Source organism: Polyangium sp. 6x1, assembly GCF_029946515.1.
Taxonomy (GTDB): Bacteria; Myxococcota_A; Polyangia; order Polyangiales; family Polyangiaceae; genus Polyangium.
The window spans coordinates 37639-54410 of sequence record NZ_JARZHH010000059.1 but is presented as its reverse complement, the minus strand read 5'-3'; the positions used below and the strand labels follow the sequence as shown (position 1 = coordinate 54410).

11 protein-coding genes are annotated in these 16772 nt (G+C 69.2%); 5 read left to right on the top strand and 6 right to left on the bottom strand.

From position 1 onward, the window contains the following. Window positions 1–8: 8 nt before the first annotated feature. The 4 genes from QHF85_RS37700 to QHF85_RS37685 all read right to left on the bottom strand — a co-directional run bounded on the left by QHF85_RS37700 (window position 9) and on the right by QHF85_RS37685 (window position 7460). The gene (locus QHF85_RS37700; RefSeq protein WP_281332259.1) at window positions 9–1673 is read right to left on the bottom strand and encodes a hypothetical protein; all 1665 of its coding nucleotides are present in this window, start codon (window positions 1671–1673) and stop codon (window positions 9–11) included. Window positions 1674–1736: 63 nt separating this feature from the next. Next, entirely contained in the window at window positions 1737–4457 is a 2721-nt protein-coding gene (locus tag QHF85_RS37695) for a bifunctional serine/threonine-protein kinase/ABC transporter substrate-binding protein (protein ID WP_281332258.1), read from the bottom strand. 759 nt (window positions 4458–5216) lie between these two features. Then, window positions 5217–6572, bottom strand: a complete 1356-nt coding sequence (locus QHF85_RS37690) for a restriction endonuclease (RefSeq protein WP_281332257.1) — start codon at window positions 6570–6572, stop codon at window positions 5217–5219. A 120-nt stretch (window positions 6573–6692) separates the two neighbouring features. Then, window positions 6693–7460 carry a glutathione S-transferase family protein gene (locus tag QHF85_RS37685; RefSeq protein ID WP_281332256.1) on the bottom strand — a complete coding sequence of 256 codons (768 nt, stop codon included), beginning with the start codon at window positions 7458–7460 and terminating at the stop codon, window positions 6693–6695. A gap of 27 nt (window positions 7461–7487) precedes the next feature. On the opposite strand from QHF85_RS37685, the gene QHF85_RS37680 reads away from it, so the two are divergent. From QHF85_RS37680 to QHF85_RS37665, 4 genes are all read left to right on the top strand, one after another. Further along, window positions 7488–8684 carry a ferritin-like domain-containing protein gene (locus QHF85_RS37680; RefSeq protein ID WP_281332255.1) on the top strand — a complete coding sequence of 399 codons (1197 nt, stop codon included), beginning with the start codon at window positions 7488–7490 and terminating at the stop codon, window positions 8682–8684. 437 nt (window positions 8685–9121) lie between these two features. Next, window positions 9122–10666, top strand: coding sequence for a sugar ABC transporter ATP-binding protein (locus tag QHF85_RS37675; protein WP_281332254.1), 1545 nt, complete (start codon window positions 9122–9124; stop codon window positions 10664–10666). After that, window positions 10663–11688, top strand: coding sequence for an ABC transporter permease (locus tag QHF85_RS37670; protein ID WP_281332253.1), 1026 nt, complete (start codon window positions 10663–10665; stop codon window positions 11686–11688). The genes QHF85_RS37675 and QHF85_RS37670 overlap by 4 nt, the downstream gene beginning before the upstream one ends. 48 nt (window positions 11689–11736) lie before the next feature. After that, window positions 11737–12696, top strand: a complete 960-nt coding sequence (locus QHF85_RS37665; protein WP_281332252.1) for a substrate-binding domain-containing protein — start codon at window positions 11737–11739, stop codon at window positions 12694–12696. Window positions 12697–12723: 27 nt separating this feature from the next. Here the strand turns inward: QHF85_RS37665 and QHF85_RS37660 are convergent, their stop codons facing one another. Next, the gene (locus QHF85_RS37660; RefSeq protein ID WP_281332251.1) at window positions 12724–13602 is read right to left on the bottom strand and encodes an alpha/beta hydrolase; all 879 of its coding nucleotides are present in this window, start codon (window positions 13600–13602) and stop codon (window positions 12724–12726) included. 49 nt (window positions 13603–13651) lie between these two features. Continuing rightward, window positions 13652–15007, bottom strand: a complete 1356-nt coding sequence (locus QHF85_RS37655; RefSeq protein ID WP_281332250.1) for a hypothetical protein — start codon at window positions 15005–15007, stop codon at window positions 13652–13654. Between the two features lie 107 nt (window positions 15008–15114). Here QHF85_RS37655 and QHF85_RS37650 point away from each other — a divergent pair, with 107 nt between their 5' ends. Then, window positions 15115–16737 (top strand): cryptochrome/photolyase family protein, encoded by a 1623-nt coding sequence (locus QHF85_RS37650; RefSeq protein ID WP_281332249.1) that lies wholly within the window; start codon window positions 15115–15117, stop codon window positions 16735–16737. The last annotated feature ends 35 nt before the right edge of the window (window positions 16738–16772 follow it).

The following is a 16772-nucleotide window of genomic DNA, read 5'->3' as shown; positions in this document are numbered from 1 at the left end:
CGCGAGACCTAGAAGAAGAACGTGGTGCGGCCCTGGACGAGGACGCTGCGGACCGCGTAGCCATCCTCGTCCCGGAGGGCGTCGCCGGGGAAGAGCACCGCGCCCTCGAGGTCGAAGAGGAAGTGATCGAGGTAGCGGTAGGAGATTCGCCCGTCGAGCTCGGTGCCCCAGTAGTTGCCGGGCTTGCCGCCGGCGAAGTTCACGAGGTCGTCCTCGATCGTGAGGCCGTCACGGGCGAGCAGCGAGTTCACCGGATCGACGACGGGCTCGGCCGCGAACGCGAAGAGCACGCCGCCGCGCAGCGTGAGGCCAGGGACGGGGCGGATGTCGAACTGCGGGAAGAGCGCGAGCGCGTTCGTGAAGGCGCCGCGGTTGTAGACCGAGTCCGAGGGGAAGCTCGGGGCGCCGAGGCGGTTCAAGAGCTCGGTGCCCGCGGCCGCGACGCGCGCGGTCTGGAACGCGACGACGTGCTCGAAGAGCAAGAGGCCGACGTTCGCGTCCTCGGCGAAGACGAACTGCGTGAGCGGCGTGCGGTTGTTCGGATCGGCGTCGCCCGACGCGTAATCGAACTCGAGGTAGGCCGTGTAGAGCGGCCGGTCGTAGCGGGCGACGACGCGCGCGCCGCCTTGCAGGATGCGCTGATCGACGACGGGATCGTTCGAGATGTAGCTGTTCGCCTGGGCAATCTCGCGCGTCGATCCGACGTTCATCGCAGCCTCGGCCGTGACGTGGAAGCTGCCGGCGCGGGCCATCGCCTTCAGGCCGAAGCTGTTGATGCTGGAGCTGTTCGCGTCGTCCCAGCGGTGCACGTAGTAGCCGCCGAGGAAGACGTCGTGGGCGAAGCCGAGCCTCGGCGCGAGAAAGCGCACGGCCACGTCGACCTGCTGCACGTCGTCGGCGAAGAGCTGCACGCTGTCGGTGACCAGGCGATCGTAGGCGAGCGCGAGGATGAGCCCCTTGTTCTCCGAGGTGTCGCGCTCCTCCTTGGGCTTGAAGGCTTCGAGGGGCTTGGTCGCGAAGAGGACGCGGTCGACGAGGTTGCCCTGGCGGCTGAAGCCGAAGCGGTTCGGTCGTCCGTCGCCGTCGGCGGCCTGGATGCCGGTGCCGGTGTTCGCGGACTGGCGGCCCACGCGGAGCAGGCCGATCGGGAGCACGACGTCGCCGTAGGCCTTGCGGAACCGGATCTGCTCCCCCGAGCAGAGCGTGTAGCCGTAATCGTCGGCCTTCAAAGGGTCGGTGCCGCGCAGGCCGACGCAGGGAATGGTGACGTTGGGGCTGCGCGCGTTGATGTTCGTCCCGAAGTTCGGCTTGGGACCGGAGGCGAGCGTGCCGTTGTCGCCCCAGAGCACGCCGTCGAGCATGTCGGCCGAGGCGTAGAGGCGCACCTTGTTGCGGTAGTCGACGCCGAGGTCGAGGCGCAGGCGGTGCTCGATCCAGCTCACGCGCCGGCCCGCGTCGCTGTTCAGCGCGATCGGGTTCACGTAGAGCAGGTTCGCGCGATACTCGGCCCCGGCGCGGAAGCCGAACTTGTCGATCGTATACCGCGTCCCCTCGCCCTTCGGATCCGGATCCGACCACGCCTCGGTTTGCGCGTGCGCGTCACCCGAGAAGAGCGCGAGCGAGAGAGCGAGGGCCGAAGGGACCGAGGCGAAGAGGGAAGCGAGTTTTCGCATGGCTCGGGAAGATCCGAACGGTATCCGCACAAGGCCCGCGGGCGCAACGGCTTGCCGCATCCGTCACGGACAGCGCATCGCGCCTTCGAGCTTGCCGGTCTTCGCGCGGTAGACGAGGCCCGACTCGGCCGCGACGCGGCGCTTCGGATCGAGGCAATACACAGCGAAATCGACGGTGGCGTCGCCGGTCTCCGGATCGAAGTCGAGCGAGGTCTGCGCGCCCGTGAGGTCGATATTTTTACCGCCGCGTAGGACCCTGATCGCCGTGTAGATCCCGCCCTGGCCGACCTCGACCGGCTCACCCGGGGGCACGAGCCGGCGCACGGCGCGCGCGAGGCCGCGGCCCGTGATCGGCTCGTCGCCGAGCGCGAGCGCGGCGTACGCGACGGCGTAAAACGCGTCGTACGGCGCGCTCGTCGAGTCGTACGGCGTGACCTTGTCGGGGAAGATCTCGTTGTGGTGGACGACGAACTTCGCGAGCGCGGGGTTCATCGCGGCGTCGACGCTGAGCAGCCTGCGCGAGGCGTCCGGACGCTCGGCGACGAGCTTCGAAAAATCGTCCGACGCGAGCGAGCCCGACACGACGTAATGCGGCCGGAAGCGGAGGTTCTTCGGCCAGCGGAGCTCGAGCTCGACGAGGAAACGCGCGCCCGCGCCGGCCTCGAAGACGACGTGCGGCGCGAACGAGTTGATCGACTCGATCACGGGCGCGACGGCGTCGCCCGTCTGCGATCCGGAGAGCTCGTCCTTCACCACGAACTGGCGCAGATCGTCGCCGTTCTCCGCGGCGCTCTTGCCGTTCCAGCGGAGCGCGGAGACGAGTTTGTCCGCGTGGCTCACGCCGGAGGCGTTGTCGACGCGGACGATGGCCACGCGCAAGGGCTCCCCCGGCCGGAGGATGCCGGGGCGCTTTCGGATCTCCGGCTCGAGCACGTTCTCGAGGAACGCGGCCTTCGCGCCCGTCGACATCGTCGCGCTCGTGGTCACGCGCAAGACGAGGCGCGGATCGTCCGGCGCATGCGCGATGTCCGTGAGCATCGAGGCGGTGTTCGAGGCGAACGCGAGCACGCCCTTCGGCAGGAAGTGCGAGTGCGCGAGGTCGAGGACCTCCTTGCTACGCGCGAAGCCGAGGACCGCGGGCACACCGACGTCGTCGATGAGGTGCGAGGCCGCGCGCTCGGCCGCCTCGGTGTCGTCGCAGAGGACGATCCCGATCGGTCGAGGTTTCCCCGCTCCGCTCGCGGGCGGCAGGCCGCCGGTGAGGCTCGCGAAATCGCGGCGCGCGAGCTCCACGGCGCGCGCGGCTTGCCAGCCGTACGGCGTGCCCTTCTTCTCGTCGTGCGGGTACATCGCGCCGATCCAGATCGTGCCGTCGTTCTCGGCGTCGCCCTTCTCGGCGAGGACGCGGCACTGATCGGTCTCGAGCGTGACGCAGACGCCGCGATCCTTGCGGCAGATGGCGTGCTTGTCGTCGCCCGGGGACGCGCAGTCGGCATTCGTCACGCACATGCTGCGCGGAGCCGGGTTCGGCGGGTTCGGCGGGACGTTGGTGAGCACGAGGTGGTTCGCGCGCGCCACGAAGAGCACGAGGAGCGTGGCGATCATGCCGAGGCCCGCCGACATCATGAGCAACGCGCGCGCCCGGGAGGGGCGCTGCTCGGTCGGCTGCGACGAGACAGGCTCGCTCACCGTGTTCTGCGGCGCGCCAAAGGCAGGCGCAGCCGCCGGCGCGAGCGAGGGCGGGCGCGGCGTGCCTTCGTTCCCCGGAGGCACGTCGAGCACAGTCTCGACGAGCTCAGCCCGCGGCCGCGACGCGGCGACGCGGCCCGATGCGGGCTGAAGCGAGATGCGCCCCGACGACGACGGCGCAAACGCGAGTGCGCTGCCGCTGTTGCGGGGGCCGACGACGGAGAGGGGCTCGCCATAAACGGCGATGTGGGCAGAGCCGATCGCATCGCGCATCTCGCGCGCGTCCTCGAACCTGTCATGGCGCGAGTAGGCGAGGGCCTCGTCGACGACGCGGGCAATCTCGCGCGGGACCTCAGGCGCGACGTCGATGAGGCGCGGCGCAGGCTTGGTCGCAGTGCTCGCGAGCAGCTCCGTCGCGCGGCTCGCGTCATGCACGAGCCGGCCCGTGATGAGCGTGAACATCGTCGCGCCCGCAGCCCAGAGGTCCGTGCGCGCGTCGATGGCGCCTCGATCCCCGAGGGCCTGCTCAGGCGGCATGTACGCAGGGGTGCCAGCGACGCCACCGGGCCCGGCCTCCTCGTCGGCAACGCGGGCAATGCCGAAGTCGAGGATCTTGAGCGTGCCGTCGGAAGTAACGAACACGTTCTCCGGCTTGATGTCGCGATGCACGATGCCCTTGTCGTGGGCAGCAGCGAGCGCGTCGCAGAGCGCATGGCCAATGACGAGGACCTCGCGGCAGGCAAGCTTGCCCCCAGCGCGTCTACGCCGCTGGTCGAGGGTCTCCCCTTCGAGCAGCTCCATCACGAGGAACGGGCAGCCGTCATCGGAGACGTCGTCATCGAGGACCCGCACCGCGCCAGGGTGATCGATCGAGTTGGCGACGTAGCCCTCACGGACGAAGCGGTCACGCTGGGTGACGCTGGCGGAGAGGTCAGGATGGAGGATCTTGACCGCGACCCGGTGGCCGTTGCGATGGACCGCAAGGTAGACGGTCGCCATGCCACCCACGCCGAGCACACGCTCGATGCGGTACTTCTCCCGGAGCGTTCTGCCGACACGACGTTCGGCGTGCTCTCGGGCGGAGGGCGCGGGCATGGCGGACAGGAGGATACCCGATCAGGGAATTTCCGGAACGGGGGGTTCGCCGCGATGCGCTACGTCAGGGTAGGGCAGGGGACGGCCTGGGTCCTCGAGAGTGTGTGATCGTGAACAGCGGTGGGGCGCCTCGCTGGGGCTTTGCCCCAGGCCCCACCAGGAGCTGTCCGCTCCTGGACCTGGACCAGCGCAAGCGCTGGACTCGGGGTCGATGAACTGCGCGATGCGCAGTTCATCGAACGGCCGGGTCGGAAGTCGCGCGACGCGCCTTGCACGCGCGCAAATCGCGCGATGGCAGTCGCTCGGTGGGGGGTGCGCACGTGCAAGGCACCCCGAACGATTTGCACGGCGTGCCTTGCACGTGTTCAAGGGACGTCGAGCACGCGGCGCGGGAGCGCTTGCACGGGTCCAAGCATCCCCTTGCCGTGTTCCTGCCCACGCTTGCGTCGATGCAAGGGCGCCGATCACGTCGTCACAGCCGCGCTTGCACCGGTGCATCCCACGCCGTGCACGTGTCCTCGGCACCGTCGCGCCGATGCAAGGACGACTGCGCAGTCGTCGCGATGCTTGCCGGCCCGTTGAACCGTCAGCGCCGCGGTCTTGGTGGGCAGAGTCGTCGCCGGTCTTGACCTGGCCTGTTCGATGAACTGCGCATCGCGCAGTTCATCGACCCCGGGTCCAGCGCTTGCGCTGGTTCGGGTCGAGGGGCGAACAGCCCCCGCGGGGCCCGGGGCGGCGCCCCGGCGCGGCGGCCCCAAGTCAACCGAGCTCGACGATCGTATCCACGACGAGCCATTTCGTGCCGGGGCCGCTTGGTTTGCCGCGCTGGCACTTTGCGTTCGGGACCATGCGCCGCAGGCAGGACACGATGCTTTGCGCGATGGGCTCGACGACGGCGCCGAGCATTTCTTGGGGCAATTCGACCCGGAGCAAATGAACGCCGCTGCCGCGGTTCTGGTGGGCTACCTTCGTCCCGGCGATTTGCCGTTCGAGCTCGGGGAGACGTTGCAGCTCGTCGTATACGCGGTCTGTGACGGCTGTGTGCTCCCGTGGCTCGGCGCTTGGTGCGCTCGCGCGGAGGAGGTCGATGAGCGCTTCGCGGACCACCATTCGGGCTTTGCCGAGGTATTTCATCACGAGCTCGATGAGCTCGCCTCGTGCGATCACGCGAATGTCGATGCCGAGCTTGCCTTCGAGTGCGGCGCATTTTTCTTCGAATGCTCCGCTCGTCACCTCGGCGGTCGTCACGAGGACGCCGGCGTCGATCTTGTGGAGGGCCTTGGCTTGCTCGATCTGGCCGAGTGCGCGCTCGTCGTCCTGGAATCCGTCGTTTTGCTTGATCTGGACGGCGACCTTGTATTCGAGACCGAGTGGATCTCGCGTGTAGACGATGAGATCCGTGCCCCTCTCCCCGGCGCCGCCCCAATGCTCGACGCGCCCGCCCTCGTAGATGCACGTGAAGAGTTGATGCACGAGCTGCGCGAGCTCCGGGCCCTTGTATTTCGTCTGGATGTGCTTCCACGCCGAGTCGCGCACGGCCGTGAAGAATCCGTCGGCTTTTTGCGTCTCCGGGTCGGGCGTCCATGTATCCTTGCCGGACTCGATCGCGTGGACGAGCGCTTCCACGGCGGAGCCGAGTGCGTCGATCGACCACATCCTCGACGGGTTGCGCATCGTGGCGCGAAGCGCGGCGTCGACGTGTGTGTTTTCTGCCTCGACGGCGCCGACCTTCCCGTTCGGCGTGCGGATGGGATCGGCGGCGACGATATGGCCGTAATCCGGGCCTTCCCGCCCGGGCGCGACGACGGGCGCATACTCGTAGCCGCCCTTCACGCGTGCGAGGATCCAGCGGCCTGGCTCGAGCAGGTTCGGCAGGATGATCACGTTGCCCGGCCGAAGCCCGTCGGGCTCGGTGTCGAGCAGGCGCCTGTTTCGCCAGACGCTCGCTTCCTCCTCGGTGAGCTTTTTCCCTGCGCGCACCTGCTCGCAGAGGAGCCGTAGATCGTGCTCGCGTCGCCATCCGAAGCCCTGGCGCAGGCGGCTTTGCTCGAGCTCGCGGGTGAGAAACGCGCGCTGGGTGCGATCGGTGCGGAGGACGAGGTAGCGGCGAGGCATGGGAAACGGGGGCTCGCTTCACGGGGAAATCAAGCCCGCGAGCGCCTGCCCTCAAACGTTACCATGCGGGCCGCTGCGAGGGATACGCCTCGTCAGCACCGGTCTTCTGGTCGCCGACGGTCAAGCGCGCGCTGGGGCGCCTCGGTGATCCCGGAACAACCTCGCCACGAACTTCGCCGCGGGGAGCTCTTGCCATCTGCGCATGTTCGAGGCCGCCTCCGGGGGCAGCGCGTCGATCAGGCCGAGCGGGGCGCCGTACTCCGGCGGGTCCAGGACCACCGCCGCGAGGCTTCCGAAGGTGATGTCGGCCATGGTCAACGTGTCACCCACGAGGAAGGGGCGACCGTCCGCGAGCATCTTGCCGACCTCGTCGAACATCACGTCGATCTTGCGCTGCGAGCGCTCGGCGCCCGCGGCCGTGATACGCATGGCCTTGCGCATCACGGGGCGGATGAAGGGGAAGCAGAACGGCAGCATGCGTTTTTCCAGCGCAGGCGCGGCTTGCTGGTTCGAGAGGCGGACCACGAGGTTCTTGTCCGGCAGCATGTGGAAGTACACCCATCGCCGGGTGTGCGCGCCGAAGTCCTCGTCGAACCGATCCTCGAGCGTCTCGATCTCGCGGCGCTCGGCGTCGGTTTTCCCGTAGAGGTGCGCCGACGGGGCGCGGCGATCGGCCCATTTCGCGATGTCCGTCGAATCGTTGAACGCCCCCTCGTCCGTGATGAGCGAGGGCACGCTGCGATAGCCACCCGCGCGGCGAACGGCGAGCATGTGGAACCCGGGCAGGTGCCCCGACTCGCGGTACGTGATACCCGCGCGATCGAGCGTCCACCGAGCCTTCTCGCAGTAGTGGCTGAACGTGATCGTGACGAGCAGGGGGGGTTGCATGCGGTTCTCGTCATGTATCATGCAGCGATGGACGCTTCGCTCATTTTTCGGAGGACACTCGCGCACCGCGTCGCGGCCGCGCTCGGGCTGACGCTCGCCGCGCCCATCACGTTCGTCGGATGCGGCGCGAAGGTCGTCGTCGATACCGAGGACACAGGAACAGGCGGCGCCGGCGGCACGAGCTCGTCGGACGTGAGCTCGTCCGGGACGACCGGCCCCGCGACGTCGAGCTCCACAGGCACGACGGTATGCGACGGCACGGGGCAGCCCCCATCGTCGTTCCTCGCATGCATTCCGGACATCGGAGAGTCGTGCCCCTCGAAGGAGGAGGCCTACGGCGCCGTCGCCGAGAGCCTCGACATCTGCTCCTGCCTGCGCTCGGTCGACGTCGGCCCGAAGCCCGATCCGAGCGGCAATGGCCTGTGCTGTTACGACGTCACGATCGAGACCACGTGCGCCATCGGCCGCCCGCTCCTCGCCGAAAACGGCCCCGTGGTCGCGCCCATCGAAGCCGCGCAGCGAGGTTGGTCCGAGGAGGCGCTCGCGCCCAACCTCGAAGGCCTGTCCATCGAAGCACGCGAGGCCCTCGCGGAGCGCTGGATCCGGGACGGTCTCTTCGAGCACGCCTCGGTCGCCGCATTCTCGCGCCTCGCCCTCGCACTGCTCGCGCACGGCGCCGACGAATCCCTCGTCCGCGCCGCACACGAGGCCGCCCTCGACGAGGTGCGGCACGCCCGACTCTCACTCTCCCTCGCAGCAGCCTATCGAGGCGCGCCCATCGCACCCCGAGGTTTGCCCGAGGCGCTGTCCCTCCCAGTCGGAGAGAGCCTCGTGGACCTCGCCGTCGGAACCGTGATCGAAGGCGCCGTAGGCGAGACGCTCGCCGCCGTGCTCGCAGCCGAGCAAGCCGAGCGCGCCTCCGACCCCGCCGTACGCCGCGTGCTCACAGGCATCGCAGAGGACGAGGCGCGCCACGCAGAGCTCGCATTCCGGGTCCTCGCCTTCACGATCGCCGCAGGCGGCGCACCCATACGCGACGCCGTGACGCAAGCCTTCCGTGAAGCCGCAAGCCGTCTGCCCTCGCCGCCCCCAGAGCCGCCGCTCCCAGCCGAAGTGGCCGCCGCCCACGGGCACGTCGCCCGAGGAGACGCCCGCGCCGCGTTCATCCGGGCGATGGACGAGGTCGTCATGCCACTCGGTCGCGCGCTCGTGGAAGCTGCGTGAGCGCGGAGCGGGGCGTTGCCCCGCACCCCAGCAGGGGGTTGTCCACCCCCTGCACCCCGGACCAAGCGCGGCCTGGACCGGGGGCGTAGAAACCGCGCGATGCGCGGTTTCTACGACGGGCCCGTGGCAAGACCATGAGCGACCTTGCCAGCTGAGACGGCAGCGCTGCCGCCTTCAGCAGAGACGTCCGCCCCGCCGTCTTGGCTGGCCGGCCCGTCGCTGGCCTTGAACGGGCCCGTTCGATGAACTGCGCATCGCGCAGTTCATCGACCTTCGGTCCAGGCCGCGCCTGGTCCGGGTCCAGGGGTGGACAACCCCTGGTCGGGGACCGGGGTGAAACCCCGGCGCTACGCCCTGGGCATTGCGACATCGTCGCTGCACTGTGACCGACGGGCCTTCCGTGCGGGCCTTCGTCGCACTACCCTTCCGATGGCCCCATGGCTGAGCCTGCTCGAGCTTCTGGCCTGGTCGTCCGCATGGAGCACATCACCAAGCGGTTTGGCCGGGCGACCGTCCTTGACGGTGTATCGCTGGATCTCCATGCCGGCGAGGTGCATGCGCTGCTTGGGGAGAATGGCGCTGGCAAGAGTACGTTGCTCAAGATCCTTGCGGGTGTGCATACGGATCACGGGGGCAGCATTTTCCTCGACGGGCGGCTTGTTCGTCCTCGCTCCCCGGCGCATGCGGGGGCGCTTGGGATTGCCGTCATCCATCAGGAGCTCTCGCTCTTGCCTGCGCTCTCCATCGCGGAAAACCTCTTCGTCGAGCGGCCTCTGGGTCGTTTGGGGTGGATCGACCGCCGGCGGGAGCGCGCTTCTGCTGCGCGGATCCTCGGTGAGGTTGGCCTCGAGCTCGATCCTGACATGCTCGTCGAGGGGCTCTCGCTCCCTGAGCGCCAGCTCGTCGAGGTTGCGCGGGCGCTTGGACGTGGTGCGCGTGTGCTCATCATGGACGAGCCGACGAGTGCGCTTGCGGGGCCTGCGATCGATCGGCTCTTCGAGCTCGTCTCTGGGCTTCGGGCGCGCGGCGTTGCCGTCGTGTATGTCTCGCATCGCATGGAGGAGATCGAGCGGATTGCCGATCGGCTCACGGTCCTGCGGGATGGCCGTGTGGTTGGCTCTGCGCGGGTGGGCGAGGTCCCGCTCGATCAGGTCGTCGCGTGGATGCTCGGGCCGCGGAGCCTTGCGGCCGAGGAGCTCCCGCGTCCTGCGCCGGCCCGTGAGGAGCGGCTCTCGGTCGAGGCGTTTTCCGTCGATTCCGTTGCATTCGAAAGGCCCCTCGTCGATCGGGTCTCGTTCGTGGTGTTTGCCGGCGAGATCGTTGGCCTGTTTGGGCTCTCGGATGCGGGGGCGGGTGAGCTTTTGCTCGGGCTCTCGGGGGCGCTTGGCGCGCGCGCGCGGGCCAAGGAGGTGCGGATCTCGTCTGTGCCCGTTCGAATGGGATCGCCGCGCGAGGCGAGGGCGCTTGGCGTTGCGTTCGTCCCTGCGGATCGGAAGAGCATGGGCCTCGTGCCTGGCATGACGGCGGAGCACAATGGGACGCTCGTCACGCTCCCGTCGCTCTCGCCGCTCGGCTTGTTGCGCCCTGCGCGTGAGCGGCGCGCGGCGCTCGGAATGGCGGCGGATGTCGGCCTCCGGCCCGAGGCTCTCGCCATGGACGCGGCCACGCTCTCGGGGGGCAATCAGCAGAAGGTCGTGCTCGGAAAGTGGCTGCTCGACGAGCCGCGCTTGCTCCTTTGCGACGAACCCACGCGTGGCGTCGATGTCGGCGCCAAGGCCGAGATCCACGCGAAGCTTCGCGCGCTCGCCGCTCGGGGCGCGGCTGTGCTCGTGGCGGGCTCGGATGCGCGGGAGATCGCGGCGCTCGCGGATCGCGTCCTCGTGCTCCGACGTGGCCGGATCGCGGCCGAGGTGGCGCGGGCCGAGGCGACGCCGGCCGCGTTGCTCGCCCTCGCCATGGGCCACGACGAGGGGCGCGCGTGAGCGACAAGAGCCTCAGCCCGGACGTGCCGGCGGCGCGTTCGGCTGGAAAAACCTCCGCGTGGCACCGCTCCTCGCTCGCGCGTGCCCTGTTTTCGCTCGCCCTCGTCCTCACCCTCGGGGTGATGTTCCCCGCCGAAGGCGCGTTCTTCCGCCTCGGCACGCACCAGGGCGCGTGGCGGCAGGCTTCCGTCGTCGGGATCCTCGCTTGTGGACTGCTTCCCGTCATCCTCGCGGGCGGGATCGATCTCTCCGTCGGCAGCGTCCTCGGCCTCTCGGCCGTCGTTGCCGCGAAACTCAGCATTCACGCGGGCGAGCCGGGGTGGCTCTCCGTGCTCCTCGTGCTCGTGATGGGCGCCGTGTGCGGGGCGGCTTCGGGCTCGGTCGTCGCGTTTGCCCGTGTGCAGCCGTTCGTCGCGACGCTCGCGATGATGGTCTTTGCCCGCGGCCTCGCGAAGATGGCGAGCGGGGGAACGAAGGTCGCGACGGCCGTCCCCGGGCCGGATGGCGTCCTCCGGTATGTCGAGGTCCCGCCGCTCTTTCGCGCGCTCGACGCGCCCGTCCTCGGCGGCCGCGTCGCCGCCGTCACGCTGGTCTTCCTCGCCATTGCCGCGATCGTGGGATTCTTGTGCGCGCGCCACAGGCTCGGCCGGTATCTTTATGCCGTCGGGGGCAACGAGGAGGCCGCGCGTTTGTCCGGGGTGCCCGTGCGGGCCACGAAGATCCTCGCCTACGTGATCTGCGGCGTCTGCGCGGCGGTCGCCGGCATTTGCCAGGCCGCGCAGGAGCAGCAGGGCGACCCCGAGGCCGGCGTCTCCTACGAGCTCACGGCCATTGCGATGGTCGTCATCGGCGGCACGAGCCTCAAGGGCGGCCGCGGCGGGATGGGCCTCACGCTGCTCGGCGTGCTGACCATTGGTTATCTCGACAAGATCCTCAGCATCAACGCCGTGCCGGAGGCGAGCCGGCTCATGCTCACGGGCGCCATCGTGATCGTCGCGGCGGTGGCCCAGAAAAACTCCTGAGGGGCGCGCGGAGGGCCGCCCGGAGGTCGTGCGGAGATGTCCCGAACCATGCTTGCATTCACCCGTCGCGCGTTCACGTTGGGCCTCCTCGTCCTCGCCTGCGCCTGCAAGGGGGAATCGAAAGGGAGCGGGCCCGCGGGGGAGGGCGGGAACAAGGCCCGGTTCGTGATCGGGATGTCGCAATGCAACCTCGGCGAGCCCTGGCGCGTGCAGATGAACGCCGACATCGCCGCCGCGGCCAAGGAGCACCCCGAGATCGAGGTCGTCTTCAAGGACGCGCAAAACGACACGCTGAAGCAGCGGGCGCACGTGGAAGAGCTCGCCTCCGCGAAGGTCGACGTGCTGCTCGTGAGCCCGAAGGAGGCCCAGCCGCTCACCGAGCCGATTGGAAAGGCCTTCGATGCGGGGGTGCCCGTCATCGTGCTCGATCGGGCCGTGCTCGGCGAGCGGTACACGACGTTCATCGGCGCGGACAACAAGAAGATCGGCCGCGCCGCGGGGGAATGGATCAAGAAGGTCCTCGGGGGCAAGGGCAAGGTCGTCGAGCTGAAGGGGCTCATGACCTCGACGCCGGGCCAGGACCGGAGCGCGGGCTTCCGCGAGGCGATCGCCGGGTCCGAGATCGAGATCGCGTTCGAGGCCGACATGAAATGGCTCGAGCCCGAAGCGCGCAAGGAGATGGATTCGGCGCTCTCGCGGCTACCGAAGATCGATCTCGTCTACGCGCACAACGATCCCGGCGCGCACGGCGCATACCTCGCGGCGCGGGCCGCAGGCCGCGAGAAAGAGATGAAGTTCGTCGGGATCGACGCCTTGCCGCACGAGGGCGTGAGCTACGTCGAGCAGGGGATCCTGGACGCGACGTTCCAGTATCCGACGGGCGGGCGCGAGGCAGTCGAGACGGCGCTTCGCATTCGGAAAGGGGAAAAGGTCCCGAAGACGATCACGCTCGGATCACGCCGTTTCACGAAGGACGACGTGAAGAAGGGGGGAGAGGTCATCGAGTGAGCCGCGAGGGTCTTTAGTAGGCGTCGTCTAGAACAGGCGCGCCCGGACGAACTCCCCGGCGCGCTCCGTCGCAGACGTGGCCTCGGGCAGGTACGTCGGGAATGCCTGGAACCCGTGGATCATGTGCTCCCACGCGTCGAGCACGGCCTCGCCGCCCGCGGCCTTCACCTTATCGACGAGCCTGCGCGAATCGTCGAGCAGCACCTCGGCCGTGCCGACCTGCACGAAGAGCGGGGGCAGCCCGCCGACCTCGGCGAAGAGCGGCGAGCTCTTTTCGGGATCCTTCCCCTGGAGAATGGCGCCCACCATCATGGCCATTCCGCGCGGATCGACCATCGGATCGCCGCTCCCGTTCGTCTTGGCGGAATCGCCGGAGCTCGTGAAATCGACCCAGGGGGAGAAGAGCGCCGCGCAGCTCGGCATGGGCAGCTCGGCGTCGCGCAGCGCGAGCAGCGTCGAGAGCGTGAGGCCTCCGCCCGCCGAATCCCCGGCGATTGCGATGTGGGAAGGCGCGACGCCTTGTCCGAGCAGCCATCGATAGGCCGCGACCGCGTCCTCGCGGCAAGCCGGCCAGGCGTGCTCGGGCGCGAGGCGATAATCGACGGAGAGCGCGCGTGCACCGGCGCATTTCGCGAGGCGGAAGACCATCTCCAGGTGGGTCTCGGGTGAGCCAAGAATGTAAGCGCCGCCGTGCAGGTACAGGATCACGCGGCTCGTATCGACGCCGGGCGGCGTGATCCAGAAGGCCGGCACGTCGCACGCGGAGCGCTCGAGCCGTGCATCGCTGGGCACGGGCGTGGCTTGCGTGAGCGCCGCGAACCAGGCGCGCATGTCGGCCGGCAGCGGGCTCTTGGGGGGATTCGATCGAAGATAGGTGATGAGTTCGGTGAGACCCGGGTTGGACATGGCGCGCATGAAACGCCCCCGGACCGGCGTCGTCAAGCCGGAGGCCACGTCAGGGCCACCACCGCACGAGCCCTTTTGCCGGCCGCGCCCGCAGCACGACGTACCGCTCGCCCTTGTTCGTGCTCTGCATCGCCGCGATCCACACATCGCTCCCCGAGGCCCACACCTCGCGCATCTCCCACCGAGAAACGAGGCCCGGGACGAACGAGCCCGCGGGCGGCGAGACCTCCTCCCATTCTCCCGGCGGATATCGCTTCCAGATCGCGTCGGCCGTGACGAGCCACAAAGTCCCGTCGCCCGCCCCCGCGAGCGACCGCACGGGCGCGCCGAGCTTCGGCAAGGTCTGCGCTTTGAATGCGCCCCCTTCGAGCCGGAGCAGGTGGGCATTGCCATTCTCCTCGGCGCCGATCACCCATACGTCGTTCGGCCCCTGCGCCACGAGGGCCACGTGTTTCATCGACGCCGGCACGCCCGGAAGCACGTACACCTGGCCCGGGACCCCCACGGGCGCCTCCTCCGCGCCGCCGTCGGCCCCGCCATCCGCCGCGCCGCCATCCGCCGCGCCGCCGTCGAGCTCCGCGTCGTTCGCCGCATTCGCCGCGGGCGCGGCCGACGCGCTGGCGACGGCGGGCGCCACGCTCGCGCTCGCCTTGGGCGCCGCGCTCGTGGTCTCGCCGGGCTTCGCCTCGGCCGGCGGGGCCCAGCGCACGACGACGTGGTGCTTCGCGCCGTCCCCGGCCTTGCAATGCCCCGACGCGAACACCTCCCCGGTCGCGAGCGCCGCGATGTCCTCGACGCGCAGCGATTTCCCGCACGCCTCGTCGTCGAGCCTCCCGCTCGGCAAATCGGGCGATGGTTTGTCCTGGTAGGGTTCCATGGCCTTGACCTTGAGCTTGCCCGAGGACGTCGACATGGAAAGGATCCGCTTCTTCGACCAGGCGGCGAGGTGCGGCTTCCAGTCGTCCGCATAGGACTTGAAGCTGCCTTTGGCCTGGTCCAGGCGGAAGAATGGGTTCTTGACGGGTTCTTTCTCGATCTTCGGCGTCTCGAAGAGCACCCAGACCGAGCCCGGCCATCGACCGGAAAATCGCAAGATTCGTCCCTCGGCGGGCAGGCCCGAGGGCATCGGCATTTCGACGAGCTCGGCCCCGACGGCCGCCGTCGCCATCCGCGTGCGCCCCGCGTCGGCGATCACCACGCCCTCGGCGACGCCCGAGAACGTGATCGGATCCCTCGACTCCAGCACCACCGAGAGCGGGCCCTTGGGCGCTTCCGGCGCAGGCGCCGTCGTCGGCGTGGTCGTCGCCGAGGGAGCGGGCGCAGGGCCTTTGTCGGTGTTGCTACCGCAGCCGAGGAGAGCCGGAGGAACGAGCGCACACACGAGCCAGGCGACGAGGCCACGCATGCGGGCAAACTAGTCGGTTTCGCAGCGAAAAGGAAGACGTCGCCAGGCAGCTTGACCGAGCCTCGTCGCCTCCCTACGTCCCGCCGCACCACCATGCCGCAAGCCTCATGAAGCGGTTCCTCGCCGAGCTCCGCGCCGCCGCGCGGGACGAGCGGGGGCGCACCTTCGTCTTCGTCCCCTACGACCAGCTCTCGGACGCGATCGGCCCCTTGCGGGATCTTCCCCCCGCGCGCGCGGGCGTCCTGCTCGTCGAGGACCCGGGCAAGGCCGCGCGCCGGCCGTACCACAAGCAAAAGCTCGCCCTCGTACTCGCGAACATGCGCCATTTCGCGCTGGAGCAGGCGCGGCGCGGCGTCGCCGTCCGGTACGTGGTGGCCGACGCCGGATATGCCGGGGCCGTCGAGCGCGCCGCCGCCGAGGTCGGCCCGCTCGTCTGCATGGAGCCCGCCGAACGAGAGCTCCGCGTGGATCTCGCGCCCGCCGTGGCAAACGGCGCGCTCCGCTTCGTTCCGCACGAGGGGTGGCTCACGACGCGCGACGATTTCCTCCAAGCCACGGGCGGGCGTCCGCCGTATCGAATGGAAGCGTTTTACCGGTACGCACGAAAACGGACCGGCATCCTCGTACGCGACGGCAAACCCGAGGGCGGGCGGTGGAGCTTCGACACGGACAATCGCCTGCCCTTCCGCGGGCAACCTCCAGCGCCCACGCCGCCCTCGTTCGAGCCGGATCCCATCACGGAAGAGGTCTGCGCGCTCATCCTGCGCCGATATGCCGATCACCCGGGCCACCTCGATCCCCGCGCGCTCCCTTCCACGAAGGCCGACGCCGAGGCGCTCTGGGCCTGGGCAAAACGCGCCGCATTGCCGCATTTCGGCCCCTTCGAGGACGCAATGTCCTCGGCCTCGACGAGCCTCTTCCACACGCGTCTCGCGCCACTGCTGCACCTCCACCGCCTCCTGCCCGCGCAGATCGTGCGCGAAGCCGCGGCACTCGCCATTCCGATCAGCAGCAAAGAGGGAATCGTCCGGCAAATCCTCGGCTGGCGGGAGTTCGTGCGGCACGTGCACCGCGAGACGGACGGGTTCCGGATCCTGCCCGATCTGCCCGAAGGAATGGCCCGAGGCCTCAGCGACCCAAACGCGCCCGCCCTGCCAGACATGCTCGGCGCAACCGAGCCCCTGCCTGCATGTTTCTGGGAGGGAGGCCCGCGTTCAGGGCTCGCCTGTCTCGACCGCGTGATCGGCGACGTCTGGCGCGAGGGCTACAGCCACCACGTGACGCGGCTCATGATCCTCTCGAACGTCGGCACACTGCTCGGCCTCTCGCCCCGCGCGCTCACCGACTGGTTCTGGATCGCATTCACCGACGCCTACGACTGGGTCGTCGAGCCAAACGTGCTCGGGATGGGGACGTTCGCCGCCGGCGACGTCATGACCACGAAACCCTACGTCTCGGGCGCGGCCTACGTCGATCGAATGAGCGATTATTGCGAAGGCTGCCCCTTCGACCCCCGAAAGACCTGTCCACTCACCGCGCTCTACTGGGATTTCCTGGCGCGGAACGAGCCGATCCTCCAGAAAAACCCGCAGATGCTGGTACCCCTCCAAGCGCTCGCCCGCCGTCCAAGCCCTCGCCGAGACGCAGACGCCCGCGTACGAGAAACCGTCCTCTCGGCCCTCGCCCGCGGCGAGCCACTCACCCCCGAAAAACTCGCACCATCGCAGTGAGCCGAGCGCCCACGCTCGTTGCCTCGACCCAGATC